This window comes from Pseudoalteromonas sp. APAL1 (assembly GCF_021532475.1).
Taxonomy (GTDB): domain Bacteria; phylum Pseudomonadota; class Gammaproteobacteria; order Enterobacterales; family Alteromonadaceae; genus Pseudoalteromonas; species Pseudoalteromonas lipolytica_C.
Genome location: NZ_JAKGAW010000046.1, coordinates 1 through 26292, shown reverse-complemented (window position 1 = coordinate 26292; position 26292 = coordinate 1). Strand labels below are relative to the sequence as shown.

17 protein-coding genes and 1 CRISPR repeat array are annotated in these 26292 nt (G+C 41.8%); of the genes, 12 read left to right on the top strand and 5 right to left on the bottom strand.

Annotated features, from left to right (window positions below):
* The first annotated feature begins 44 nt into the window (after positions 1 to 44).
* From cas3f to L1264_RS17615, 7 genes are all read left to right on the top strand, one after another.
* Positions 45 to 3377, top strand: coding sequence for a type I-F CRISPR-associated helicase Cas3f (gene cas3f, locus L1264_RS17645; RefSeq protein ID WP_235404311.1), 3333 nt, complete (start codon positions 45 to 47; stop codon positions 3375 to 3377).
* On the top strand, positions 3362 to 4714 hold the full coding sequence (gene csy1 / locus L1264_RS17640; protein WP_199525964.1) for a type I-F CRISPR-associated protein Csy1: 1353 nt from the start codon (positions 3362 to 3364) through the stop codon (positions 4712 to 4714). The genes cas3f and csy1 overlap by 16 nt, the downstream gene beginning before the upstream one ends.
* A gap of 1 nt (position 4715) precedes the next feature.
* On the top strand, positions 4716 to 5708 hold the full coding sequence (gene csy2, locus L1264_RS17635; protein WP_199525966.1) for a type I-F CRISPR-associated protein Csy2: 993 nt from the start codon (positions 4716 to 4718) through the stop codon (positions 5706 to 5708).
* Between the two features lie 18 nt (positions 5709 to 5726).
* The gene (gene csy3, locus L1264_RS17630) at positions 5727 to 6710 is read left to right on the top strand and encodes a type I-F CRISPR-associated protein Csy3 (protein ID WP_199525968.1); all 984 of its coding nucleotides are present in this window, start codon (positions 5727 to 5729) and stop codon (positions 6708 to 6710) included.
* Between the two features lie 9 nt (positions 6711 to 6719).
* Positions 6720 to 7358, top strand: coding sequence for a type I-F CRISPR-associated endoribonuclease Cas6/Csy4 (cas6f, locus tag L1264_RS17625; RefSeq protein ID WP_199525969.1), 639 nt, complete (start codon positions 6720 to 6722; stop codon positions 7356 to 7358).
* Between the two features lie 151 nt (positions 7359 to 7509).
* Positions 7510 to 10297: a CRISPR direct-repeat array (repeat unit 28 nt; unit sequence GTTCACTGCCTCACAGGCAGCTTAGAAA).
* A gap of 544 nt (positions 10298 to 10841) precedes the next feature.
* On the top strand, positions 10842 to 12380 hold the full coding sequence (locus L1264_RS17620; protein WP_199525970.1) for a DUF2235 domain-containing protein: 1539 nt from the start codon (positions 10842 to 10844) through the stop codon (positions 12378 to 12380).
* Between the two features lie 10 nt (positions 12381 to 12390).
* Complete coding sequence (locus L1264_RS17615) at positions 12391 to 12798, top strand: hypothetical protein (protein WP_199525971.1); 408 nt, start codon at positions 12391 to 12393, stop codon at positions 12796 to 12798.
* A gap of 63 nt (positions 12799 to 12861) precedes the next feature.
* On the opposite strand, the gene L1264_RS17610 is transcribed toward L1264_RS17615, so the two are convergent.
* Complete coding sequence (locus L1264_RS17610) at positions 12862 to 13578, bottom strand: enoyl-CoA hydratase/isomerase family protein (RefSeq protein WP_199525972.1); 717 nt, start codon at positions 13576 to 13578, stop codon at positions 12862 to 12864.
* 205 nt (positions 13579 to 13783) lie between these two features.
* Here L1264_RS17610 and L1264_RS17605 point away from each other — a divergent pair, with 205 nt between their 5' ends.
* Positions 13784 to 14557 carry a sulfite exporter TauE/SafE family protein gene (locus L1264_RS17605; protein ID WP_199525973.1) on the top strand — a complete coding sequence of 258 codons (774 nt, stop codon included), beginning with the start codon at positions 13784 to 13786 and terminating at the stop codon, positions 14555 to 14557.
* Here L1264_RS17605 and L1264_RS17600 read toward each other — a convergent pair.
* The 4 genes from L1264_RS17600 to mnmC form a co-directional block, all read right to left on the bottom strand.
* Positions 14547 to 16025 (bottom strand): methyl-accepting chemotaxis protein, encoded by a 1479-nt coding sequence (locus L1264_RS17600; protein WP_199525975.1) that lies wholly within the window; start codon positions 16023 to 16025, stop codon positions 14547 to 14549. The genes L1264_RS17605 and L1264_RS17600 overlap by 11 nt on opposite strands.
* 7 nt (positions 16026 to 16032) lie before the next feature.
* Positions 16033 to 16869 (bottom strand): substrate-binding periplasmic protein, encoded by an 837-nt coding sequence (locus tag L1264_RS17595; RefSeq protein ID WP_135924107.1) that lies wholly within the window; start codon positions 16867 to 16869, stop codon positions 16033 to 16035.
* An 83-nt stretch (positions 16870 to 16952) separates the two neighbouring features.
* Complete coding sequence (locus L1264_RS17590; protein ID WP_199525977.1) at positions 16953 to 17588, bottom strand: SDR family oxidoreductase; 636 nt, start codon at positions 17586 to 17588, stop codon at positions 16953 to 16955.
* Between the two features lie 126 nt (positions 17589 to 17714).
* The gene (mnmC, locus tag L1264_RS17585; protein WP_199525979.1) at positions 17715 to 19763 is read right to left on the bottom strand and encodes a bifunctional tRNA (5-methylaminomethyl-2-thiouridine)(34)-methyltransferase MnmD/FAD-dependent 5-carboxymethylaminomethyl-2-thiouridine(34) oxidoreductase MnmC; all 2049 of its coding nucleotides are present in this window, start codon (positions 19761 to 19763) and stop codon (positions 17715 to 17717) included.
* 180 nt (positions 19764 to 19943) lie between these two features.
* On the opposite strand from mnmC, the gene fabB reads away from it, so the two are divergent.
* From fabB to L1264_RS17565, 4 genes are all read left to right on the top strand, one after another.
* Positions 19944 to 21158: a beta-ketoacyl-ACP synthase I gene (gene fabB, locus L1264_RS17580; RefSeq protein WP_135924110.1), complete on the top strand. Its 1215-nt coding sequence runs from the start codon at positions 19944 to 19946 to the stop codon at positions 21156 to 21158.
* Positions 21159 to 21346: 188 nt separating this feature from the next.
* Positions 21347 to 22468, top strand: a complete 1122-nt coding sequence (locus L1264_RS17575) for a 4-phosphoerythronate dehydrogenase (RefSeq protein ID WP_199525980.1) — start codon at positions 21347 to 21349, stop codon at positions 22466 to 22468.
* A gap of 32 nt (positions 22469 to 22500) precedes the next feature.
* The gene (locus L1264_RS17570; RefSeq protein WP_135924112.1) at positions 22501 to 23517 is read left to right on the top strand and encodes an aspartate-semialdehyde dehydrogenase; all 1017 of its coding nucleotides are present in this window, start codon (positions 22501 to 22503) and stop codon (positions 23515 to 23517) included.
* Between the two features lie 320 nt (positions 23518 to 23837).
* The coding region (locus L1264_RS17565; RefSeq protein WP_328256268.1) for a FimV/HubP family polar landmark protein at positions 23838 to 26292 on the top strand (2455 nt) is incomplete at its 3' end.

Below are 26292 nucleotides of genomic sequence, written 5' to 3'. Positions count from 1 at the left end.
TTTGTTAGTCAATGTAAAAAAACGCCCTTAAAAAGACAAGGCGCGTGCTCGATGCCTTTGCCAACCGTATTGGCGACAACACATGGCAAACCGTGATCACTCAAGAAGGCCTCGATACGGTTAAAAAAATGCTACGCAAAACCGCCAGCCGTAGCACCGCCGTAAGCTGCCACTGGATCCGAAGCCGAGCCCGAAGCCAATTTTTATGGGTAGTTGGCAATAAAAATAAGTTTAATTTGGAAGGCGTAGTGCCAGTTAATAGAACTTCGCTCAATCTTGAACATAAAGAGTGGGAGCAAGGCTGGCAGTTGAATGAAATCATTTTACTGGCAACAAGCATTGCGGGGTTATTCCACGATTTTGGTAAAGCTAATGCCTTATTTCAGGCCAAATTGGCGGGTAAAACCAAGCAAAAGGGTGAGCCTTATCGCCACGAGTGGGTATCGCTTAGATTGTTTGAAGCACTTGTAAAACATAAATCAGATGAAGATTGGCTTTCAGAATTAGCAATGCTCTCTCCAAGCAAGGCAATTGAGCTAGAGCACTTCATGCTCACCAATATGTGTAAAGATCACGAAAAACAACAGCGTGTGTTTGAGCATTTATCGCCTATGGCAAAGCTGGTGGCTTGGTTAGTGGTGTCGCATCACAGATTGCCATTAGATCACTGTAAGGTGGCAAGGATTGACCAAATGGAACAATGGTTAAATACTTGTGCTTCCAGTCATTGGAATTCAGCTAATGCACTTGAAAAAAGTACTTATAGTGAAGAAGCGATTACGCATAACTGGCAGTTTGAATTTGGTACTCCTCTACTAAGTAGAACATGGCAAAATAAGGCACAAAAGCTTGCGACAAGGGCTTTAAAAAATCCGGCAGTGAGTGCAATGACTACTGACTGGTTAGGCCAAAGTTTTGTAGCTCATATTGCGCGAATGAGTCTCATGTTGGCCGATCACTATTATTCATCATTACCCGTTGAAAAGTGCAAATCAGCTTGGCGCGATCCAAAATATCAACCTATTGCCAATACAGATAAAACGGCAAATTCAAATAAAGCACAAGCCAAGCAGCAACTTGATGAACACAACATTGGTGTTGCTGCAAATGCCCAGCGTTTTATTCAAAACCTACCAGCGCTTAAGTTTACGTTGCCTGCGATTACGCAACATAGGCTGTTTACTAAAAATACTGCACAGACCAAGTACCGCTGGCAAGATAAAGCGTTTAGCGAAATGAAAACAATCGCCAAAACAACTGAGAAGCAAGGTTTTTTTGGAGTGAACATGGCATCAACAGGCTGCGGTAAGACCATTGCTAACGCCCGTATTATGTACGCACTTGCAGATGAAAGAGAGGGGTGTCGATTTTCAGTTGCACTAGGTTTAAGAACGCTTACGTTGCAAACAGGTGATGCGTACAGAGATCTTTTAAAGTTAGGTGAAGATGAATTAGGCGTACTGGTTGGCTCTCAAGCCGTGAAAACGCTGCATCAGTTAAGCAAAGAACAAGAAATTATGGGCTCTGGCAGTGAATCTGCCGATGATTTATTAGCTGATTTATACGTCAGTTACCAAGGCCAAATCTACGACGGGCGATTAAAACATTGGTTAAGTAGCAGCCCTAAATTAGAGCAGTTAGTCAGTGCCCCAGTGGTTGTCAGTACCATAGACCATTTAATGCCAGCCACCGAAAGTAAGCGCGGAGGTAAGCAAATAGCACCCATGTTGCGTTTGCTCACCTCTGATTTGGTGCTCGACGAACCCGATGACTTTGGCTTAGAAGATTTACCGGCATTATGCCGTTTGGTGAACTGGGCAGGTATGCTGGGCTCTCGCGTATTACTGTCTTCGGCCACTTTGCCACCGGCGCTGATTAAAACGTTATTTGACGCTTATCGAAGTGGTAGAGAACACTTTAATCAAGCGCAGTTTGGTGATAATCAAAATAACACGGTGGTGTGTGCGTGGGTCGACGAGTTTTCGAGTGTTACTAAAGAAATTAGTAATAAAGAGAATTACCTCGAACAGCACAACACATATGTCAAAAAGCGAATTAAAAAATTACAAAAACAACAGCATGTATTGAGAAAAGGCCAAATTGCGCCAATAGAGTTTGAACAAGCTGACACCGTTTATCAGCAAGTTGCGCGCACAATTTACAATAATGTTTTTAAGCTTCATGCCAATCATCACACTCAAAGCCCTTGCGGTAAGAAAGTGTCGCTTGGTGTGGTGAGAATGGCGAATATTAATCCAATGGTTGCGACGGCGAAGGCACTGTTTGCCATATCAGCTATGCCAGACCATGAAGTGTTTTATTGTGTATATCACTCACAATACCCGTTGGCGCTGCGCTCTTATAAAGAAACCCGCCTCGACAATATATTATCAAGGCATGATGAAAACGCCCTTTGGCAACAGTCAGAAATTAAACAAGCGTTGAAAACTTGTAAGGCAAATAACTTAATATTTGTAGTGATAGGTACATCGGTCGTCGAAGTTGGTCGTGATCATGATTACGACTGGGCGATTGCTGAACCAAGCTCAATGCGCTCATTAATTCAACTAGCTGGCCGTATTCAGCGCCATCGCCAGCAAGCGCCAAGTGACAGTAACTTGTATGTGTTAGAGCAGAATATTCGGGCCCTTAAGGGTGAAAATTCGGCTTATTGTAAACCCGGGTTTGAAAGCAAAGCATTGCCGTTAAGCGATCATAACCTTAAAAACTTGCTCAGCACTGAGCTTGACAATATTTCTGCGATATCTCGAATAGTTGAGCCCGAATTTAAGGGGAATGACTTTATGTTCTATCCCCAAAGTAAAGAAACACAAGCGAATAAAACAACGAGCTTTTTAGTACAAGAGCATCGTGCCCTCCGTTTTACATTAGAAAAAACAATGGGTGAAAATTACAAATTGCCGCTGTACCGTAACCACAAAGAAGCCAACCTGTGGTGGCGTTCAGTCCACTCGTATGATGCTAATTGGAACGCCGAATTTATTCGCCAAACCGAGTTTAGGCAATCGCAACCACAAGAAGCATTTATTTTACGCGTTGAAGACGAAACTCTTTGCTGGAGCCAGCTCGATACCAGCAGAAAACCTTATTGTTATGTAAGCAAACAAACTCGTTTCTCGCAAGATAACACAGCTTTGGCAGCTGGTTGCCATTGGTGGTTTGCACACAGTGTTATGGGTGTTTATCAGCATTACGCCGATGCACTTAATTTATCCTTACAAAGAGCCAGCGAGCAATTAGGCGAAGTCAACTTACGTGCCGAACAGAATGATCAATTTATTACTTGGAGTTGGCACTCTCAATTGGGAATTTATCAAAATATAACAACTAAGGAAGACGAATGGACAACACCTTGAGCGATGCCATTGCTGATTATATCGAGCAGCGCAAGCAAACTAAGCTCGAGCCACTTTTAAAAGCCTTAAATAAAGTGCTCGATAAAAGCGATGATCCAGTCGCGATAGCAAAGGCCAAAGCCGATTATGCAGAACAAGCCGCGCCAATAGAAGCTGCGTTTAAACCAGCTATTTGGTTAACTGATGCTGCAAAGCGGGCCAAGCAAATTAGCATGGCAACGCATGCGGCAAAATTTACTCACAGCGATGCCAAAGCTAGCAGTATGTTAGTTACCCTGCATGAAATAAACAGCAGCTATATCACAACGGCGAGCTTAAAAACAAAAGCTATTGATGCCGTTGGAAATGCGGCTGCGCTGGATGTAGCGAAGTTGCTAAAAATTGAAGTGGCAGGCGAAAGTTTAGTAAAGCAACTTCAAGCAGGTAACTTAAATGCACTCAACGCTTTTACGCAAGATGAGCTGTTGTTAAATGAATGGCAAGCGGGTTTTAAAGAAGCTTTAGGGGATGCCAAGCTCGCGGGGCATACCCTAACCAAACAGCTTTATTACCCAGTGGTGCAAGACACTAGTGAAGAACAAGCCTATCACTTATTGGTGCCACTCACATCATCAGCACTGACCCATAAACTTCATAATGCGGTAACTCAAACTCGTTTTAGTGAAGAGTCAAAATCGATAAAAGAGGCACGTAAAAAAGGGCATTATCACCAACAAGATTCTGTCAGTTTTGTCGCGACGGCAGTTCAGAATTTTGGTGGCTCTAAACCACAAAACATTTCGCAGTTAAATAGTGAGCGTTATGGTCAATGCTTTTTACTCAATTGCGCACCCCCAAGTTACCAAGCGAAAATAAAATCACCAGCTCAACAAACTAGCTTTTTTAATCGTGAGTTCAGCTATCAAACAGCACAAAATGTCAAAGAATTTAGGGCGTTTTTAGCAAGCTTAAAAGAGAGTGACCGAAACTTTAAAACCCGTTATAAGCGTGACTTTTGGTATACACAACCCATCTTGGACACTTTATTTGAACGTGTCGCTTTATTGCAAAACCAAACTGAATTATCAGGCTGGGCAACTGAGACAGACGTCAAAATGAAAAAAGCACATTGCCTATGGCTTGATGTTTTTAATGATAATGCTGCGTTTCAATCTGATCGCGAAAAAAACGAATGGCAAGAAGAAGTAGCACACGATTTCGCTACATGGCTTCTAAGAAAATTAGAAAATAAAGACGCTTACTTGTTAGGAGATAACGAGCATAGCTACTTTAAAAAGCTGTGTTTGCAGCAACTCAAAGAGTTTGAGCGGCACACGCCAAAGTTGGGAGATCTGTAAAATGAGCCAATATATATTAATTAAAAAGCTTAATGTACAAAATGCCAATGCTATTGCAGGGCTCACTTATGGCTTTCCTGCAATTACCAACTTTTTAGGCTTTGCTCATGTTCTTTCAAGAAAATTACCTGCAAGTTTAAAGGTTAATTTAGGTGGCGTGGTGGTTATCAGCCACAAAAATCAGGTGCATGCGCGCCAGCCTAAAGGGTGGGGCGATTATGTGTTTGCATTAACCCGTAACCCACTTACACACCAAGGTAAAACAGCCCCAATTAATGAAGAAGGCCGCATGAACATGCAACTATCTTTATTAATTGAATTAAAAGGGCTGGTAGCAGGTGACACTCTGACAGAAACAGAACTTAAAGCGCATTTAAAGCGATTGATCCCTACGTTAAGACTGGCTGGTGGCCAAATACTCGGGTATGAAGCCTGTGAACTGTTAAATACCGAAGAGCAACAAGCTTATGCATTGCGACGTTTAATGCCTGGCTTTGTGCTTATGGACCGTAACGAATATCTTTCAGCGCATTTTGAACAGCTAAAAGCTGAACAAGACGATGCGTGTTTATTCGATGCTTGGTGTGATTTTGCAACATTAACTTATCGTGCAAACCCAAATGAACATCAACAAGTAGAAGATAATGTTGAGACAGAACAGGCAATAGTCAACGCCAATTGGGAATACGTACCAAAGCCGAATGCAGGCTATTTAGTACCAATTGCCTCAGGCTTTTGTGCAATTTCACCTTTGTTTGAAGCTGGTAAGGTTGCCAATGTGCGAGACAACACCGTTCCAGTGACCTTTGTAGAAACTGCTTACAGTGTGGGGGAGTGGCAAAGTGTACATCGCCTTCTTCACATCGAAACAGCACTTTGGCGCTACACCGATAATCATCCGTGGTACATCGCGACCACAAACGAATATACACAACCCATTATTGAGCCTGACTTCATCGACAGCGAAGCAGTATTTAACCCAGATAATTTTTAAAAATATGGAGATTTAACCATGGCAGACGTAAAACTAAAAACTCCTTCAGTTTTGGCTTTTGAAGCAAAGCTAATTCCTTCAGATGCGCTAATGTTTGCAGGTAATTTAGGGGCAGATACTTGGCAACCTATCTTAGTTGGTGAGAAGGCGGTTAGAGGCACTATTTCTAACAGATTAAAAGCTGCAACGGCTAATGACCCTGCGAAACTAGATGCTGAAGTATCGAAGGCGAACTTGCAAACTGTAGATGTAGCCGCCTTACCCCATGATTGCGATACACTTAAACTTGTATTTACATTAAGAGTATTGAGTGACTTACATGTACCATCAACTTGTAATGACCCTGCTTATCAAGCTGCACTGGGCGATATTGTCAAACAGTATCAAATAGACACTGAGTTCAAAGAGTTGTCAAAGCGCTATGCAAATAACATCGCAAATGGGCGTTTTTTATGGCGCAACCGTGTTGGCGCAGAGCAAATTAAAGTGGTTGTCAGCGTCGGTGAAAAGCAATTTAGTTTTGATAGCTATGAGTTCAGTTTAAAAGCCTTTGATGACAAAGAGCAGCTCAATGAGTTGGCACAAATTATTCAACAAGGCTTGACTGAGCAACATGCGTTTATCAAAGTTGAGGCTTATAGCCAATTAGGTCAAGGTCAAGCGGTGTTCCCGTCACAAGAGCTAGTCATGGGTGGTGGTAAAGGAGATAAGAGTAAGTTCCTATATCAACTTGACGGACAAGCAGCAATGCACTCACAAAAAATTGGTAATGCACTACGTACCATTGATACTTGGCATCCACAAGCCGATGAAATTGGTGCAATTGCGGTCGAACCTTATGGTTCGGTAACTAACCGTGGTGCGGCATATCGCCAACCAAAAGAAAAAACCGACTTTTACAACTTATTAGATGCTTGGTTACTGAAAGGTAAAGTGCCCGGGATGGAGCAACAACACTATGTAATGGCCATGCTGATCCGTGGTGGTGTGTTTGGTGAATAAGGAGTTGCGATGAACTACTACCAAGAAATCACTCTGCTGCCAGAGGCCGAAATACCGCTCGGTTTTATATGGCAAAATGTGTTTCAACAAGTGCATATTGCACTTGTTGAACACAAAGCCGGACCTAACCAATCAGAGATCGCCGTTGGCTTTCCTGATTATGGTCAAAAAGGCTTTCCGCTTGGCAATAAGCTGCGTTTGTTTGCAAAAGAGCAAGCACAATTAGAAAAGCTATCCATAAATAAATGGTTAACTCGTCTTGAAGACTACTGCCATGTAAAAACCATAAAACCAGTACCAGAAGAAGTAACATGGGTGAGTTTTACTCGCCAGCATGTTAAATCCCCTGAGCGTATTGAGCGTGAGATGCAAGAAAAGGCTGAATTATGGTCGGCTAAAAGTGGCAAAACGTTAGATGAGTGTTTGTTTGATCTTGAAAAAAGCAAACCAACTTCATTGAGTAAGCTTCCTTTCATCTTCTTACATAGTCAGCAAACTAAGGAGAGAACACCTGAAAAACACAGCAAGTTTCCATTGTTTATTCAAAAACAAACAATTGAGGCGCAACAACAAGGGGTGTTTGATTGCTATGGATTAAACAATAAAGCTAACAAAGGGAATAGCATTGGCTGCGTGCCTCACTTTTAAGTCAAATAAGGGCTATTTTTACCCTTTATTTTTGCTCTTTAAAAATTAGTAATATATACAATGAGTTGCAGTATTGAGTTTTTGAAAAGGTAAAAATGAGTATTTTAACCTAACTTAATGTTGCAACTTATCTTTTTTGATTTAGTTTATTGTTCACTGCCTCACAGGCAGCTTAGAAATGCGTCTTTGGACTTTCATCATACGGCACAGTGTTCACTGCCTCACAGGCAGCTTAGAAAAAAAATAAAAAGTTTTTGCAATGGCTCAATCAGTTCACTGCCTCACAGGCAGCTTAGAAAAGTTCGTGAATTGATAAAGCGAATGCCACCACGTTCACTGCCTCACAGGCAGCTTAGAAACTAATTTTAAATTTCGGTTTGATAAAGCAAAAGTTCACTGCCTCACAGGCAGCTTAGAAAAAAGCCTAGCGGTTCATACATCGCCATGATTGGTTCACTGCCTCACAGGCAGCTTAGAAATTGTTCTTTGTTCTACCCAAGAGAAACACCGGGTTCACTGCCTCACAGGCAGCTTAGAAACAGATCATCTTCAATACTTGTAATCTGATACGGTTCACTGCCTCACAGGCAGCTTAGAAATTGCAGTCTGAAATTGCTTTTTCATCGCTTTTGTTCACTGCCTCACAGGCAGCTTAGAAAAAAAATTCAGTTTCAATTTCCAAATTTTCAATGTTCACTGCCTCACAGGCAGCTTAGAAAGCATCGTTCGACTCGCCTTGGCGTTATTGTTCCTTCACTGCCTCACAGGCAGCTTAGAAACTGCTTATTTCTGGTAGCAGTGATAATAAAAAGTTCACTGCCTCACAGGCAGCTTAGAAAATTACCCGCAATGGTAGCGCCCAGATTATCACGTTCACTGCCTCACAGGCAGCTTAGAAAAATCAGCTACAAATAAGCAGCAATCATTTTTAGTTCACTGCCTCACAGGCAGCTTAGAAATGATTCAGATTGCCCTGCGCCAACAAATAATGGTTCACTGCCTCACAGGCAGCTTAGAAAATAGTAAACACCTACAACACTTGTAGAGCCACGTTCACTGCCTCACAGGCAGCTTAGAAATGGTTGGTTGTTCAAGCGCCGCGCATTTCGTTGTTCACTGCCTCACAGGCAGCTTAGAAAAATCGAAAAGCACCGAATGCAGGGTTAGAAATGTTCACTGCCTCACAGGCAGCTTAGAAATTTATTGTCGTAGAAAGTAACAAGCGCACCAGGTTCACTGCCTCACAGGCAGCTTAGAAAATCAGCATATAGCTCTTTTATTTGTTTGATCTGTTCACTGCCTCACAGGCAGCTTAGAAAACCGCGTACAACGCTATCAACTTTTGATGCAAGTTCACTGCCTCACAGGCAGCTTAGAAACTGGTGTATTAACGATATTTCCACCGCTATCAGTTCACTGCCTCACAGGCAGCTTAGAAAGGTCAGGGCGTAGATAACAAAATAAACATTGTGTTCACTGCCTCACAGGCAGCTTAGAAATTTAAAAACACGCGAAGTTCTAAGCTGGCTTCGTTCACTGCCTCACAGGCAGCTTAGAAAAGATGAATCAGTAGCGAGTGATTCAAAACTACGTTCACTGCCTCACAGGCAGCTTAGAAATTTAGAGATAAAGCGACCAACAAGAGAGAAACGTTCACTGCCTCACAGGCAGCTTAGAAAAAAGGGCCCAAGGCAGCAAAAAAGCCAGGTGTGTTCACTGCCTCACAGGCAGCTTAGAAAAGAAGAACTAGACAAAAACACAAAAAATAAATGTTCACTGCCTCACAGGCAGCTTAGAAATGCTCGTTATATAAGTCTGGGTCTCTAGTTGTGTTCACTGCCTCACAGGCAGCTTAGAAAAATCAACGGTGCGCCTAATAAATCGTGTGGGAGTTCACTGCCTCACAGGCAGCTTAGAAATACTTGAGCAACTTTGTTGCGAGATTGCCCGCGTTCACTGCCTCACAGGCAGCTTAGAAATGGTAACTTTTCACCTTTCGCAAAAACCCAACGTTCACTGCCTCACAGGCAGCTTAGAAATAGCTAGGCGATTTCTAGGAAGTTCTGTATATGTTCACTGCCTCACAGGCAGCTTAGAAATTCTACTGCAATGGATGATTGCTCTAGTTGGGGTTCACTGCCTCACAGGCAGCTTAGAAAGTGTGACGCAGCGGTTTTAAGACCATAAAAACGTTCACTGCCTCACAGGCAGCTTAGAAAATGTAGTCGGAGTCAATATCCGCAACGCTTTTGTTCACTGCCTCACAGGCAGCTTAGAAAATAAAAACGCACATAGTGCAGGGCACACAACACTTTACTGCCGCACAGGCAGCTTAGAAATAGAAGGCCATCAATAACACCATTACCTTCATCTTTACTGCCGTACAGGCAGCTTAGAAAAAGGTGCAAAATCTTCTCTTTGCTGCATAGCCCTTTACTGCCGCACAGGCAGCTTAGAAAAATAATACAAGTACCATCTTCCCTAAGTTGATCTTTACTGCCGCACAGGCAGCTTAGAAATAAAGCGCCTTTCGTGGGTTCTGAAGGTCACACTTTACTGCCGCACAGGCAGCTTAGAAATCTACGCGTCGAGCTACACGAACATGAGTACGCTTTACTGCCGCACAGGCAGCTTAGAAATATAAGCGGTATATAAGGCGCTTTAAGCTGTACTTTACTGCCGCACAGGCAGCTTAGAAAGTAATCCTTCAAATTATGGCTATCAAATGCTTCTTTACTGCCGCACAGGCAGCTTAGAAATTAACCTAAAATTGTACGTTTGATTGAACGCACTTTACTGCCGCACAGGCAGCTTAGAAATTTGCCATTTATCAGCAAAGGTGATTTAAAAACTTTACTGCCGCACAGGCAGCTTAGAAACATTGTAAGTACAGCGGTCATAGTATCGGCTAGTTCACTGCCTCACAGGCAGCTTAGAAATAAATTGCCAGTTTCATAATATCAATTCTCTCAACGCTGTGTTAGTAGTTAAGTATTAGGTAGGCCGTGCTTAGTTTATTAATTACTACTATAACTTCTTAATCTAGAAAATCGAGGCAGAAATAATTCATATGAACTTAAATTTAGATGCTGAAAGTCCCTGAACGAAGTATATAAATAAAGGGTCATAGTGCTGCTATTAAACAATTTAAACATAAAATTCTAAGTGATTTTTATTTTTAGTACTGTTGTTGGTGCCTTTAAAGTGTTTTTTATTTTATTGTTTGAGTTGAATTAATGGTTTGTGTTGTTAATTCAGACTCCCCCAGCTCCACCAAATATGAAAAAGGCTGCTCTCGGAGCAGCCTTTTTTATTTCAAAAACCAAACGGTTACAAAAGTTTATCAAAAAATATTAAACTGTTTCCTCTTAAAAGCACCTTCTCAGAAAATTCCTAAATTACATTATTGAAGTGGTTAAATTTTGACTTTATAGAGGCCGTTGCCTAGATAAGTTAGACAAATGAACACACAAGGATGTACTTATGGCTAATTTAATTATTTGTTGTGATGGAACGTGGAATAACCCTCGCCAAGAAGATAACGGCATACCCGCACCTACAAATGTTGTAAAGCTTTACCATGCTCTAGCAAAAAAAGATGGTATGGGGGAGTTACAAAAAGCATATTACCACCCAGGGCTTGGTGGTGAAGAAACAGGTTTAAAAGATTCGATTGTTGATGGAGCTTTAGGAAAAAGCATTAAGCGTCATATTTGTAGTGCCTATTACTGGTTGGCAAATAACTATTGCGATGGTGATAAGGTTTATATATTTGGTTTTAGTCGCGGCGCATTTACAGCAAGAAGTTTAGGCGGGCTACTTAATCTAGGCTTGCTTGATTTTAGCAAAATAGATAAAAGTGAGGAACAATGGGAGCATGTTCATAAGCATTTTGATAACTATAAATCAGGTGTTAAAACCATTAAACCCAGCCAGTTTTTAAATCAGAAAGCTGCTCTAAAAATTCATTTTATTGGTGTATGGGATACCGTAGGGGCGCTAGGTATTCCTAATGATATGGAGCTTTTTAACTTATTAGATAATCCGGCCTCATGGCGTTTCCACGACACTACGCTTGGCGAACATATAAATATTGCAAGGCATGCAATGGCTATGGATGAAAAAAGGAGTAGCTTTTGTGTTACTCGCTGGACTAAGTATGCAAGTGATCGTGACGTTAAAGAAAAATGGTTTCCGGGCGTGCACTCTGATGTGGGCGGTGGATACAGCGATACTGACTTATCAGATATAACACTTGAATGGATGTTAAAAGAAGCAGCCGAAGCTGGATTAGTTTTTAGAGACGGAATATTTGAACAATTGAAGCCAAATCCCGCAGGTGTGTTACACAACTCTTATAAAGGCATTTTTGCTAAGTTCAGATCACGGCCTCGAAATATAGACTGTGTTGTTGCTGAAAACCAAGCGCACTTCCATGAAAGTGTGTTTCAACGACAAGCAGTCTCGCCTATAGAGCATCCTGAATATTGGCCAACAATAAAATTAGCAAAAAATGAATCTTCACAAGTAAATATCTTTGCAAAGCAGCATTGGACTCCTACCTATATTTATATGGAAAAAGGGCAGCGATATATTTTTGAATCTGAAGGATGTTGGCAAGATAGCAAAGATGTGTGCGACTGGTTAGGGACAGAAGATGGCAAGTTAACAGCTGGCGATATTATTAGATTTGCATCGTCTATTTGGGGGATGACAGAGCGCAAATTTAAGCAAGCAACAGAAAATAGATCTACAGATTTTTGGGGAACCAAGCGTGTAGAGCATATGCCTTGGTTTATCGCCGTGGGTTGCATTGCTAATGACTCAAACCAAGAAAAAGCAGTACCAAATGATGGTAGTCCTCACCCGCATCAGTATGTTGCGCTTCCTAGGCATCAAAATAAACCTAACGCTTTAAAAGTTGAATCTTCAGGGTATTTTTATGCTTTTCCAAATGATGTTTGGTCTCTGTACCGTAATAACCAAGGAAGTATTCAACTTAAAGTAACGCGTGTTGCTTAGGGGGCTATAAATGGATAATTCAGTTAATATGGTAGAAATTTTCCAAATGTTTCAGGCTCAATACTCACAAGTTGATAAGTTATGGAACTACTTCGGGGTCGTCAGCCTAGCTGTTGCAGGGTTTACCATAGGTAATGAGAAAGCGACTCGAACAATCAAAGAGCCTATAGCCATTGTTATTGGTTATTTAGCTTTTTGTGTGGGTAACTATACAGCATTGATTTATAGTCACAAATTTCTAGTTGTTTTAGCCAATAGATATAATGAAAAGGCATGCTCTTATGCGCTGAACCATTTAAAAGTAATTACCGTTGAGCGTGTTTCTGTGTTTTATATTTTAGTTGTAATTACATTTACTTTGACTATTTTAGTAGTCTCGTATTCGAGGCTCAAACTTAAGCAACATGATGAAGGCTAAACATCAATTAGGAAAAGATTAAGATAAGAACCCTTAAGTTGTAACTTAAGGGTTTTTTATTTATCAAACAACCAACTGAACAGCATCAATAATCGGTTTGTTTTCGATATCTATGGTGTCGATGATGTGTTTGTGTAGGCGCTTTTTGTGCTCGGCGAAAATCGCGCGTTTTTTATCGAATTGGCTGGCAAATTCGAGGGCGGTATTTAACAAGGTTTCGTTGTCTGGGCAGGCTTGTTCGATAACATGATCAGCGGCAAGTTCGTCAGCAGTAACACGGCGGCCCGTTAGCATCATCTCGTTAAAACGATAGTCTGGAATGGCTTTTTTAATAAAGGCGAGCATGCCCGGTAAAAACGGGATTGATAAGTCCACTTCGGGGAAGCAGAAGAAACCACGATCGCTTTGCATAAACCTAAAATCACAAGCGCACGATAAAATGGCGCCATTACCAAAAGCGTGGCCATTAATTGCTGCAATTACTGGCATTGGGAACAGTAATAGGCGTTTAAATACCGCATCCATTGAGTGCATAAAGCCACTTACTTCAGCAAATTTTTGTGTTTTTAATGCGGGCATAAGCCAATCGGTATCAATGCCTAAACTCCATGATTTTTCGCTGCTTGAAGTGATCACCAGTGCTTTGTGTTCAGGGTTACTTTCGATTTCGTCAAGGCAAGTTAAAAAAGCCTCTGCAAAAGCAGGGTTATGGCGATTTTCAGCTGTTGTCATAGTTAAGATAGCAAGAGATCCTTGTGTAGTTACATTCATCAGTGTCATGCTGTGCCTTCAATTTTATTGTGTTGTGGGCATAGTTATAACCCATAGGTTTAACAAAATAAACCACAAGTCTGACCAGTTGTAAATTTAGGGGCACTTCTCTTTTGGTTGATATGGTCTTTTAGTCGAAAGGGTTTTTCAAATAGTCGCTAATAGTGGTGAGTCATGGTAGCGTTAGATCAAACACACTATTTAAAGCATAACAATGGATTTGATCAGTTGGCAGTTTTTGGGTGGAGATTTATTAAGTCCGATCAGCACTATAATGCTCATTGTGGTTGCGGGCTTTACTTCAATGATTTCAGCAGCTTTTGGTGCGGGTGGCGGCTTAATGCTGCTGGTGATCATGGCATCCATGCTTCCTATGAGTGTGGTTATTCCTGTCCATGGGTTAGTGCAGTTAGGCTCTAATGCAAACCGCTTTTTATTTACGTTTAAACATATTGATGGTGCTATGTTTGTGTACTTCTCGTTAGGGGGAGTCATAGGTGCGCTGGTTGCCTCAACGATTGTCACATCAATACCCCTTGAATTAATGAAAATAGTGGTTGCTGCATTTGTGCTTTATTTACTTTGGGGTGTGACGCCAAAGCTCAGAGAAACCTCAAAGTTATGGCGTGTTCTCGCTGGACTTTGGACCACGTTTATCTCGATGTTTGTAGGGGCAAGTGGGCCTTTGGTTGGCAGCTGCTTATATGTGAATAATTATAATAAGCTTAAATTTACCGCTACTTTTTCAAGCTGCATGACAGTACAACATACCTTAAAAGCGATTTTATATGGGGTTGTGGGCTTTGCATTTTGGCAGTGGTTGCCGCTGGTTATGCTCATGATAATGAGCGGTGCTTTAGGTACTTGGCTTGGCCTTAAGTTATTGCACCGTATTTCGTCAGATAAATTTAAAAAGATTTTTCGTTTAGTGTTAACGGTGCTTTCCCTGCAACTTGCGTGGCAGGGGATCATGGCTTTTAGTATTTAAACAAACCCAGTTTGGCAACGATGCCGCGTTCTAATTCATTGAGTTGGCCTATGGTGTTATCAAGGTGCTGAGCTTCTTGCGATAGGCTCTTAGCGCCTTGGTTAATGAGCTGCATGGTATTTAAGATATCAGCGGTCACACTGGTTTGCTCTTCAGAACTTGCTGCCACGCTTTCGTTCATTTGATTAATGGTATTGATTTGTTTAGCAATATCTTTAAACACCGCTTGGCTTTTTTGATTCGCTTGGCTCACTTTATCGCTGAGTGACTTACTTTGCTCCGTTGCGGTTACACAATCAGAGGTATTGTTGTGTAGCGATACAATAATTGATTCAATCTCAGACGTTGAATCATAGGTTTTACTAGCAAGCGCTCTTACTTCATCGGCCACCACAGCAAAGCCACGACCTGATTCACCGGCACGAGCCGCTTCAATAGCAGCATTTAGAGCCAGTAAATTGGTTTGCTCGGCAATACTTTTTATAACATCGAGCACTTGGCTAATTTCATTACTGCTGGCGTTTAGTTGTTTAACTACGTTTGATGTATGGTCGAGTTGTGCAGCTAATTCGTCAACCATGTTGCCATTGGCATTCATATTTTGTTCGCCTTGTTGGCATAAGCGATGAACGTCGGTGGTCTGCTGTGCAGTTTGATTAGCCCCTTGCGCAATCTCTTTGGTTGCTTCACTTAACTGACTAAGCGCATTGGTTGCTGAATCAGTGCGGTTGTATTCAAGCTCGGCTTCGTTTTTAGAGCGCACTGAGGCTTCGTTTACTGTGCTGGCAATCATTTCAAGCTCACTGGCTGTGCTGCCTAGCTCTGTAATTATTTCTTGTACTTGCGCTATAAAGCGATTGAAACCATCAACTAAATAGCCAATTTCATCATTAGATTGGTAGCTAATACGTTTTGTTAGGTCGCCTTCACCTTTGACAATTTCATCAACAAGGCTATTTACGCTATCGATTGGTTTTATCACTAACAGTCGCACGATATAAATAATCACCGCACCCAAGACGATAAAAGAGACCAGTAAGGTAATAAACATGGTGCGTGTCGACTCAGCAATGGTGCTATGCAGTGCTTTTTGTGAGTAACCAATTTTTATGTGACCAATTAAATTATCTAAATAGTGCAAATCAATAGTTTTGCTAACCGATGCGCTATTGCTTTGTTTAGCGATAGCGGCAAGTGGCTTATTGCGATGATCTGTCACTGAAATGCTATGTACATGTTTGTTTTGCGAAAAGGCTTTAATAATCTGATTGATTAACGGTTCATCATAAGAGAATACTGGCTCAGCTAAAATAACCTGCATTTGCTCATTAAGGGCAGTGATGTCATCTTGCCATTGCTGTGTCTGATTCGACTTTGCCAGCAGGTAGTTTGCGCTGATCACGAAGATCACGCTTAGTAAAAGGCACAAAGACAGTGCCAAAGTCATTTTGTATTTTAATGATTTCATTGTGCGCTCATTGAAATGGGTTAAACCACAAAGGGCTATTTTTATTAGGTGTGTTCGACGATAACGTTGGGTTATCTAGCTCAATAACGCGACGCGAGCTTAAATTGGCTTTTGATAAAACCGTTTGTACTTGGCTGTCTGCCAAAAACATGGCGTTAAATGTGCCATCGGCAATCATCTCGTTTAGGGCATCATTTAGCTGTTTATGTAGTGTGTGATTGTTTTTGTTGACGAAAAAGTAAAGTGGTGCGGTGTACTTAATAACTAAGTATGGCTCAACAGTGAGGTTAAGCTCTGAGTGATTGGCAATTTCATCCCAAGGTTCATTCACCCCACGTGGGAAGTAGTCAAAGCGCTCGCCTTCAAGCATTGGAAATAAGTTAGGGTATTTTAATGTGGTAACAACGGGCAGTTGATTCGCTTTTAATATTTTCGTGTCTGGCCAAGTTTTACCTTGCCCAGCGGTGAAGCGTTTTAAATCTTGTAAACTAGTTACCGAGCTAAATAGCTCGCGATTTTGTGCTTTCACAATCGCGACTCGCATGCCAAGTAAGCCACGAAACAAGGGAATATAAACAGCTTGATAATCTTGCTCTAGCTGAGTAGATGTCATGCTCCACATCACATCCAGCTGGTTGTTTTTTACATCGTTTAAGATACGTGCATTAGAGATATCTTTATTGGTTTCGTAAGGATGAACATACTCTAAGCCAGCACGTTCAATGGCGCTGATCAATAATTTGTGGGGAAGGGAGGTATCGCCACTGTAGCTTTGTACTTTTACCGGTGCGGCGAAACAAGCCGACGTAAAAGCAAAGCAAAAAAGAAAAGCAAAATGACGCATAAAGCACCTTTGTTATTATTATGTAAACAATAAACTAAAGTGCTTTACGCGCTTTCTCAATCTTATTTCTTATGCATACGTATTCAATCGCTCAGAAGGCTGTCGATTGATTTATCACCATTAAACAATTCAAACACTCTTGGCTTTTTCGGTGTATGTTCAGCAAGGTATAGCAGGGTATCGGCCACATCTTCACGGTTGATCACCGCATCTTGGCGGGTTGCAGGGCGTGTGGTGGTTAATAATCCCGTTGCTGCATCATTTAACAAAGTGCCAGGTCTGACTATGCTGTAATTTAATTCGCTATTGATTAAATGCTGGTCAGCCATATGCTTAGCAACTAAATACGGTTTTATACTGCTTTCAATGTTGTCTGGGGCATCAGCACCAATAGAGCTGACCATAATAAAGTGCTTAACCTTGGCATCTGCCGCAAAATTAATCGCTTTAACAGCGGCCCATAAATCTATCAGTAAGGTTTTATCTGCACCTGTTGAACCACCAGATCCAGCACTAAAAATTACTTGTTCAACGCCTTCGAAGGCACGACTAAAATCATTTTCGAGGTCTTGCTCTACAATCGTTAAATTATTACTTTCAAGCGTACTCAGTTTGCTTTTGTCTCGAACTAAAGCCACTACGTCATGACCGCTTGCCAGCATTTTTTCGGTGGTCATTTTGCCTATTTGACCTGTGGCGCCAATGATTAAGGTCTTCATATCAAACTCCTTCTAATTACTGTGTAAGTAAAGACCTTGGGGTGAGGAATTATTTTTAAAGGGGAAACTAAAAACGAAATTGTAATCAAGAACAATAATGGGGCTAATTAAAGCCCCATCCAACCGCTAAATTTTATTGCGAATTAAATCGCGTACAATAAAGCGAGCAGGGTGAATGGCTTGGCTCACACGTTCACTAAATGGTCTTGGTTCATTGTTTAAACAAGCAATTAAATGCTCAGCACACAAAGGGGCACTACACAGGCCTCTTGCGCCAAAGCCAGTAAGCACATGCAAGCCTTGCTGAGGTTTCGTTAAAGCTTGGTATTGATAACGCTTACCCAAGCGTAGATTGGCAAACGCATTTACATAATCACTTTGTTCAGCCCACTCACCAGCCATAGGAAGGTGGTCGATGAAGGTACATCTAACCGCTGCTTTCGCTGCCGTTATTTCACCTAAGCTATTGGCAAACTCGCAGTTGGGGTAAAAGTTTAGTAATTGCTCGCGATTGGTGTGGTTGTCTTGCTCTTTAACTTCTCGGCTTTTTGAGTTTTTTTCAAAGGTCGCGCCCATACAATGATGACCCTGATATTCAGGAGTAAAATAGCCTTTATGGCAAAGCACGGTTTTCAGGCGTTTTGACTGCTCGCTTGCTTGTACATGAGAGACTTGGCCGCGCACACCGACAACGGGTAGTGTTTGAGTTTGGCTAAACTGATCGCTGTGTTCACCAGCACAGTTAATTACATCGCTAAAAGGCCCAAATGTTTGCTCTTTGCTGTGTAAAAGCCAGCCGTCAGCGGTTTTCTCGAGTTTTTCAATATGGCAATTAAAGTGGCTATCTATTTTACTATTGTTACTCGCACTTAAGGAGTTTGCTGCTTTAAATAATGCTGTAACAAGTGCTGGTGGATTTACCCAACCGCCTTTTGCAAAGAACACACCTGAGTAACCAGTATCTACACCGGCAATTTTGTCACCTTCTTCGGCACTTACATTGTGCATTAACTCAGTTGGCCAAAGTTCTTTATCGGCAAGGTTTTGATGTTTATCTGCTAGGCCTTGTTTAACCGCATGTTGCAATACACCACACCACTGGTGAGGGTAGTCAAAACCATCATCAAGCAATTGCTGGTATAGACGCATCGCATATAAAAAACTATGGGCAAACATTTCACTGTGCGGTGAGTTCTTCGCTTGCAAATGCGGATAAACAGCCCCCTGTACATTGTGAGAAGCGCCCATGGCAAGCGCTTCATCTTGGCAAAACAGCGTGGCTTTCAGGCCTCTTTTTGCCAGTGAATACAGTACACTGCTACTGGCAATACCACCGCCAATAACAGCCACATTACTCAATTCACTTTGCTGATGAGCAAAATAGGCAGGCCCTGACTGTTGCTCATTAGGCTCGGTTAGCTCGCCAATCAGCATTTCGCGCTTTTTACCGTAGCCTTTTGCTTTACTCATGCTAAAGCCTGCTTCGATTAGCCCTCTTCTTACAAAGCCAGCTGCAGTGAAAGTGGCGAGTGTGGCGTTTGCTCTTGAAATAGTTCGCATTTTGTTAAACAAACTTTGCTGCCACATATCTGGGTTTTTACTTGGAGCAAAGCCATCTAAATACCAGGCATCGATAACCCCTTCACTTGGGTAGCTCATGGTATCGATGCTGTCTTGTACGTCACCAAAATAAAGGTCGAGTATTAGCTTGCCGCCAGCAAATTCAAGACGATGACAACCGGCCAAATTAATAGGGTATTGAGCAATCAGTTGTTCACTATAATCGCTTAAATTAGGCCAGGCTTTAAGTGCTTTTGCAAGGTCATCACGCTTAATAGGGTATTTCTCGAATGAGATAAAGTGCAGTCTATTTACGCATTTATTGCCACTAAGGTCGTGTTGATTTTGAACTTCTAGCTCTGCATGCTGCCTATCAAGGTGAGCAGCAAAATGTTGCCAGGTATTTAAAAAGTTAAGCCCAGTACCAAAGCCTGTTTCAGCAATGGCAAAGTGGTTACGGTCATGATTTTGTAATCGTTGCGGGATATTGTTTTGTTGGTAAAAAACATAATGTGATTCGGCTAAGCCATCGTCGTTAGAGAAATAAACATCGTCAAACTGATCGGCGACAGGGGTACCAAGGTGATTAAAATGAATATGTGCGTTTTTGATCATGGTTTAACTAATTAACTACAAACTTTTTTTAATTATTTTACGTGTTTTCTTTGAAATAGTCTGGCGTTATTTATAAGCTAGACATTCAGAGTACAAGTGTACGCTAGAAAGCTGACCACTTCGAAAGTAATTTCAGCGTAAAATAGAACACAATTTAGTATAGAGCTAAGGTAATTACCCATGAGAAGAGCCGTTATTACGGGCATCGGTGTTGTTTCAAGCATCGGTAACAACAAAGAAGAAGTATTAGAATCATTAAAACAAGGCCGCAGTGGTATCGCATTCAACCAAGAATTTGCCGACTACAACCTACGTAGTAACGTTTCGGGCAAAATCGATATTGATGTTAAAGAGTTTGTTGATCGTAAAGCAATGCGTTTTATGGGCGATGCAGCTGCATACGCTTATATCTCAATGGCACAAGCAATTGAAGATGCAGGCCTTAGTGAAGAGCAAGTTTCAAACGAGCGCACTGGTTTATTAGTGGGTTCAGGTGGTGGTTCATCTAAGTGGCAAGTTGAGGCAGCTGACATTTTACGTGAAAAAGGCGTAAAACGTGTTGGTCCTTACATGGTACCACGTACTATGGCGAGCACGACTTCTGCGTGTCTTGCAACACCTTTCAAAATTAAAGGTGTTAACTACTCTATCAGTTCTGCGTGTGCGACATCGGCACACTGTATTGGTCATGCGGTTGAGCAAATTCAACTAGGTAAGCAAGACGTTATTTTTGCAGGTGGTGGTGAAGAGCTTCACTGGACACTTGCAATGGAATTCGATGCAATGGGTGCATTGTCTACTAAGTACAATGAAACACCAGAGAAAGCATCACGTACATACGATGCAAACCGTGACGGTTTTGTTATCTCTGGCGGTGGCGGTATCGTTGTTGTTGAAGAATTAGAGCATGCACTTGCTCGTGGTGCGCACATCTATGCAGAAATCACAGGCTACGGTGCAACTTCTGACGGTTACGACATGGTAGCTCCATCAGGTGAGGGCGCTGTACGTTGTATGAAGCAAGCAATGCAAGGCCTTGAAGGTGGTATTGATTACTTAAATACTCACGGTACTTCAACACCAGTTGGCGATGTTAAAGAGCTTGGCGCTATCCAAGAAGTATTTGGTGGTAACTCTCCAATGATCAGTGCAACTAAGGCGATGACAGGTCATGCTTTAGGTGCAGCAGGCGTACACGAAGCAATTTTCTCGCTATTAATGCTTGAGCATAACTTTGTTGCTCCATCAATCAACATTGATGAACTGGATGAGCAAGCACAAGGTCTAAATATCGTAACTGAGCGTAAAGACGTTGAACTAAATACAGTTATGTCTAACAGCTTCGGTTTTGGTGGCACGAACGCCACTCTCGTAATGAGCAAATATAAAGGTTAAACCTCTCCAGTATTTGCTTAAAGCCGAGCAATTGCTCGGCTTTTTCATTATCGCTTTTAATTCCAACTGAAACTCGCACCTTGAGGTGGTTTGGGTATAAATAACCCCAAAATCGTCTTAGTTGTTACCTATCCGAATACCGATAAATTCGCTACAATAGCGCCACTTTCTGCCTCTCGGACACACAAATGAAAATTCTTGCAGATCAAAATATGCCATTGGTTGAGCAGTACTTTGCCGATTTTGGTGATGTTGAGCGATTTGATGGCCGTAATCTACAACCAGAGCAGCTAGTTGGAGTCGACATTTTGTTAACCCGCTCGGTGACCAATGTAGATAAAGCCCTACTAACTCAAGCAGATAAATTAAAATTTGTGGGCACAGCAACCATAGGTGTTGATCACATTGATACCGAATTACTTGCTGAGCGAAATATCGCATTTAGCAGCGCCCCTGGTTGTAATGCCGTGGCGGTAGCTGAATATGTTATTAGTAGCTTATATGCCTTGAGCCAAGAAAATGCCAGCTCATTACAGGGTAAAACCATAGGGATAGTTGGTGTTGGCAGTATAGGAAGCTGCTTACGTGATAAGTTAAGCCTGCTTGGTATTAATGTGTTGCTATGTGACCCACCAAAGCATGAAGCTGGTGAACTTGCAGAACACATTGAGTTAGACACATTACTAGCTCAAGCTGATATTGTGACTTTTCACGTGCCATTAGTTAAGCAGGGGCCACATAAAACCTTGCACATGCTTAATGAAACACGCTTAAAGGCACTTAAGCCTGGAATGACAATTATCAATGCAAGCCGTGGTGATGTAATTGATAACCAAGCATTGCTAGCATTGTTTGAACAAGGTGCCCAATTAGATTGCGTGCTTGATGTTTGGGAAAATGAACCCAATATACTGACTCCTTTGCTTGATTATGTGCGTTATGCCAGTGTGCATATTGCAGGGCATACACTCGAAGGCAAAGCTCGCGGCACACAAATGCTGTATCAGCAAGTGTGTGAGCTTGAAGGCATCGCAGCGCTTAAGTCTCTGGACGATTTTTTACCGGAGCCAATCAGCCATTGTGTCACACTAGGTGAAACCTTTAACCTAGACGATATAGGTCGCTTAGTGCATCTAATTTATGATGTGCGTCGTGACGATGGCATTTTACGAAGTAAATTAGCAAGCGAAGGCTTTGATAGTTTACGCAAGAATTACCCACCACGACGAGAGTTTAGTACTTTATCGGTGGCTGCCAACAGTGCATGTGAAGGCGCATTAGCTGCACTGGGATTTAGAATTAACGAATAAAGCCATTTGCTTTATTCAACAGAGGAAAACACATGTCGCAAAAATTTAATGTAGCCGTATTAGGTGCCACTGGTTTAGTGGGTCGTCAAATTATCGAAACCCTAGAAGATCGTAAGTTTCCAGTTGACCAATTATTTTTACTCGCAAGCAGCCGCAGTGCTGGTGAAGAAATTCAATTTCGCGGTGAAAGCATTGAAGTAATCGATGTTGAAGAATTTGATTTTAGCCAAGCTCACATTGGTTTATTTTCAGCAGGCGGTAGTGTCTCTGAAAAATACGCACCGATTGCGGCAGATGCTGGCTGTGTGGTAATTGATAATACCTCACACTTTCGTAATGACTTCGATGTGCCATTAATCATTCCTGAAGTGAATGCATCGAGTTTAGCTGATTTCAGAAACCGCAATATTATTGCAAATCCTAACTGCTCAACTATTCAAATGCTGGTGGCGTTAAAGCCAATTTATGATGCTTATGGTATTGACCGCATTAATGTTTCAACTTATCAAGCAGTATCAGGTGCTGGCAAAGAAGCCGTTGATGAACTTGCTAAGCAAACAGCGAACTTAATGAATGCGCGCCCGATGGATAATGCTGTTTTCCCTAAACAAATCGCTTTTAACGTGATCCCGCAAATCGACAGCTTTGAAGATAACGGTTATACACGTGAAGAAATGAAAATGGTGAACGAAACACAAAAAATCCTAGGTGATAACAGCGTAGTGGTTAACCCTACCTGTGTTCGTGTACCTGTGTTCTTTGGTCACAGTGAAGCGATTAATATTGAAACGCGTATGCCGGTAGATATCGAACATGTGAAGCAGCTATTAAACGATGCACCAGGTGTTGAGTTTATTGAAGACTTAGCGGATTACCCAACAGCAGTGTCTGACGCTAGCGGCAACGATACTGTGTATGTAGGGCGTTTACGTGCCGATATTTCGCATCCACATGGTTTAAATATGTGGGTTGTTAGTGATAACACACGTAAGGGTGCGGCAACAAATAGTGTGCAGATTGCTGAAGAGCTAATCGCAAATTATTTGTAAATCTGATGATTTTGGCTGAGCTATAAGTGAAAGAGAGCGGCAATTTGCCGCTTTTTTTGTGAATTCACTGCCAAATTATTGCCGCATACGCTGTAAAAGCGTATAAACTTAACAATAACAATAAATAAAACTCTCAGCCGTAGATATTTAAGCTATTTACTTTCAAAGTGTTGCGATGGATATTGCCTAGCATCTGGTTTATAGTCTGCAGCTGGAATAGAGCTTGCAAGAAAGCATAATTAGAATCAATTCTGCAAGAATTACTTGATGTTTAAGCAACCAAGGTTGCTGCGTTAACATTTAAAACATAAAGGATCAGCATGCGCGGTTTAGCAACACTCTTCATATTAGCGTCTGCATTGGTGGTTACACCGACATACTCTGATGAAGGCTCCACACTCAAAGGCCCTAAAGGGGTCGACTATGGTGAGCAAGGGCGATCAATTGGCCCAATAAAGCCAACTGATACGTTATGGCGTATTGCCGCAAAAATTCGTCCTGATAACTCAGTTTCTATCTATCAAGTCATGCAAGCATTGTATGACAAAAATCCGTCGTCTTTTTTAGACCAAAACCTTAATCATATGCGCGATGGCGCATACCTTAAAATCCCAACAATTGCAGAGATGCGTGCGGTCAATCCCACCTTAGCAAAAGCGCGCTCAGAGCAAGATGATGAATTATGGGAAAAAAAGAAAAACGGCACGTTAACGACTGCTGAAATAAATGAATCACAAAAGAATGTAACGCAGGCTCGTAAAGTCGATGTAGACGAAGCAAAACAAGAGCTTAAACAAGAAATAAATACGATCAAAGCAGAGCAAGGCACTCAGCTTGTTGAGTTGCAAAAGCAATTTAAATCGTCGGTCGAGAATGTAGAAGAAATTTTAGAAGAGAATAACAAACTAAAAAAACAGTTAACGGGTATATCTAAGGAGCTTGAGACTGTTCGTGATCAACTTGGTCAAGACAGTGAAATCCAAAAGCAGCTTAAAGAGCTGATAGCCAAACAAAACGAAATTATAGAGCAGCAAAGAGCAAAAAAGATTGAAGAGGACAGTGGGTTTAATTTTTCGTCTATTCTGAGTAACCCATTTGTTCTCGGTGCTTTAATGTTTCTACCGGCTTTGCTGATAATTGCAGCCGTTGTGATGTTCTTGAAAAAACGCAATAGCAGCGAAACTGATGATATTGATGACGATGAGTTTTTACCGCAAAGCCCTGTCCATACGCCAGATGATGATCTTGATCCAATTGTAGAAACTGATCCACTTGTCCCTGAGCCTTCAGACGATGATGACGAACTAAGTGTCCGATTAGATGACGATCAAGATATGCTGCCAGACGATGATATTATTTTCGACGACAGTATTGATGATAGTTTCGATGACGACGATAGCGTATTAAATCAAGATGAACTAAACGGTTTGCTTAGCGATGATATTGAGTTTGCTGATGAGTCGACAGCGGGCGTTGACGACGATGATTTGGATGCATTTTTACAGCAAGATTTTGACCAAACAGACGATAGTTTAGGTGATGAAATAGATCTGGATAGTGAACAGTCAGATACTGACTTATCTGGCGATATTTTAAGTGCTGACGATATTGATGACTTGTTCGACAATGATGCAGATGATTCACTTGATGATACAAATGAAGATATGGCGGCTCTTAGTGAAGAGCTTGCTGAAGATGATTTTGATATTGATAGTTTAATTGATGAGCAAAATGCGAGTGCAGATGATAATCAAGACGTTGATTTAGATGATATTGATGACTTACTCGATGCTGCCGATGAGCAACCAACAGCAGGCAATGTAGAAGCAGAACTCATTGATGAAGACGATTTCGATATTGATAGTCTAATTGATGATACACAAGCAGAAGACGACTCTGATGATATTGATTCGTTAATAGAAGAAACTAAAAACGAACAGCCTGCACAGCAAAGTGATATTGATGACTTAATTGACGAAGATGAGTTAGACGAAGACGACCTTGATGCGTCAATAGATGATACCGCAGAGGAAGTTGAGGCTGATGATTTAGCCGATGAGCAAGACGATGACGATACGTTTGATCTCGATGATATTGATTCTTTAATCGACGATGTAGCCGAGCAAGAGGCACCAGCAGAAGAGCCTGCGGTTGATGATTTAGCCGATGAGCAAGACGATTCAGATACTCTTGATATCGATGACATTGACTCTTTAATCGATGATGTAGCCGAGCAAGATGCACCAGCAGAAGAGTCAGCAGTTGATGAGCTAGTCGATGAGCAAGACGGTGACGATAGCCTTGATATCGATGACATTGACTCTTTAATCGACGATGTAGCCGAGCAAGAGGCTCCAGCTGAAGAGCCTGCGGTTGATGAGCAAGACGATGGCGATACCCTTGATAGCGATGACATTGACTCTTTAATTGACGATGTAGCCGAGCAAGAGGCACCAGCTGAAGAGCCGGCAGTAGATGAGTTAGTTGACGAGCAAGACGATGATGATACGTTTGATCTCGATGATATTGATTCTTTAATCGACGATGTAGCCGAGCAAGAGGCTCCAGCTGAAGAGCCTGCGGTTGATGAGCTAGTCGACGAGCAAGACGATGAAGATAGCCTTGATAGCGATGATATTGACTCTTTAATCGACGATGTAGCCGAGCAAGAGGCTCCAGCTGAAGAGCTTGCGGTTGATGAGCTAGTCGATGAGCAAGACGATGACGATACCCTTGATAGCGATGACATTGACTCTTTAATCGACGATGTAGCCG

What these genes read in the sequence shown, in the direction of transcription:
- cas6f (WP_199525969.1), top strand. Translation starts at nt 6,720, where the DNA reads ATGAACTACTACCAAGAAATCACTCTGCTGCCAGAGGCCGAAATACCG.
- L1264_RS17570 (WP_135924112.1), top strand. Translation starts at nt 22,501, where the DNA reads ATGTCGCAAAAATTTAATGTAGCCGTATTAGGTGCCACTGGTTTAGTG.
- L1264_RS17595 (WP_135924107.1), bottom strand. Translation starts at nt 16,869, where the DNA reads ATGCGTCATTTTGCTTTTCTTTTTTGCTTTGCTTTTACGTCGGCTTGT.
- L1264_RS17605 (WP_199525973.1), top strand. Translation starts at nt 13,784, where the DNA reads ATGGATTTGATCAGTTGGCAGTTTTTGGGTGGAGATTTATTAAGTCCG.
- csy1 (WP_199525964.1), top strand. Translation starts at nt 3,362, where the DNA reads ATGGACAACACCTTGAGCGATGCCATTGCTGATTATATCGAGCAGCGC.
- fabB (WP_135924110.1), top strand. Translation starts at nt 19,944, where the DNA reads ATGAGAAGAGCCGTTATTACGGGCATCGGTGTTGTTTCAAGCATCGGT.
- L1264_RS17600 (WP_199525975.1), bottom strand. Translation starts at nt 16,025, where the DNA reads ATGAAATCATTAAAATACAAAATGACTTTGGCACTGTCTTTGTGCCTT.
- L1264_RS17615 (WP_199525971.1), top strand. Translation starts at nt 12,391, where the DNA reads ATGGATAATTCAGTTAATATGGTAGAAATTTTCCAAATGTTTCAGGCT.
- L1264_RS17590 (WP_199525977.1), bottom strand. Translation starts at nt 17,588, where the DNA reads ATGAAGACCTTAATCATTGGCGCCACAGGTCAAATAGGCAAAATGACC.
- csy3 (WP_199525968.1), top strand. Translation starts at nt 5,727, where the DNA reads ATGGCAGACGTAAAACTAAAAACTCCTTCAGTTTTGGCTTTTGAAGCA.
- mnmC (WP_199525979.1), bottom strand. Translation starts at nt 19,763, where the DNA reads ATGATCAAAAACGCACATATTCATTTTAATCACCTTGGTACCCCTGTC.
- csy2 (WP_199525966.1), top strand. Translation starts at nt 4,716, where the DNA reads ATGAGCCAATATATATTAATTAAAAAGCTTAATGTACAAAATGCCAAT.
- L1264_RS17575 (WP_199525980.1), top strand. Translation starts at nt 21,347, where the DNA reads ATGAAAATTCTTGCAGATCAAAATATGCCATTGGTTGAGCAGTACTTT.
- L1264_RS17610 (WP_199525972.1), bottom strand. Translation starts at nt 13,578, where the DNA reads ATGACACTGATGAATGTAACTACACAAGGATCTCTTGCTATCTTAACT.
- L1264_RS17620 (WP_199525970.1), top strand. Translation starts at nt 10,842, where the DNA reads ATGGCTAATTTAATTATTTGTTGTGATGGAACGTGGAATAACCCTCGC.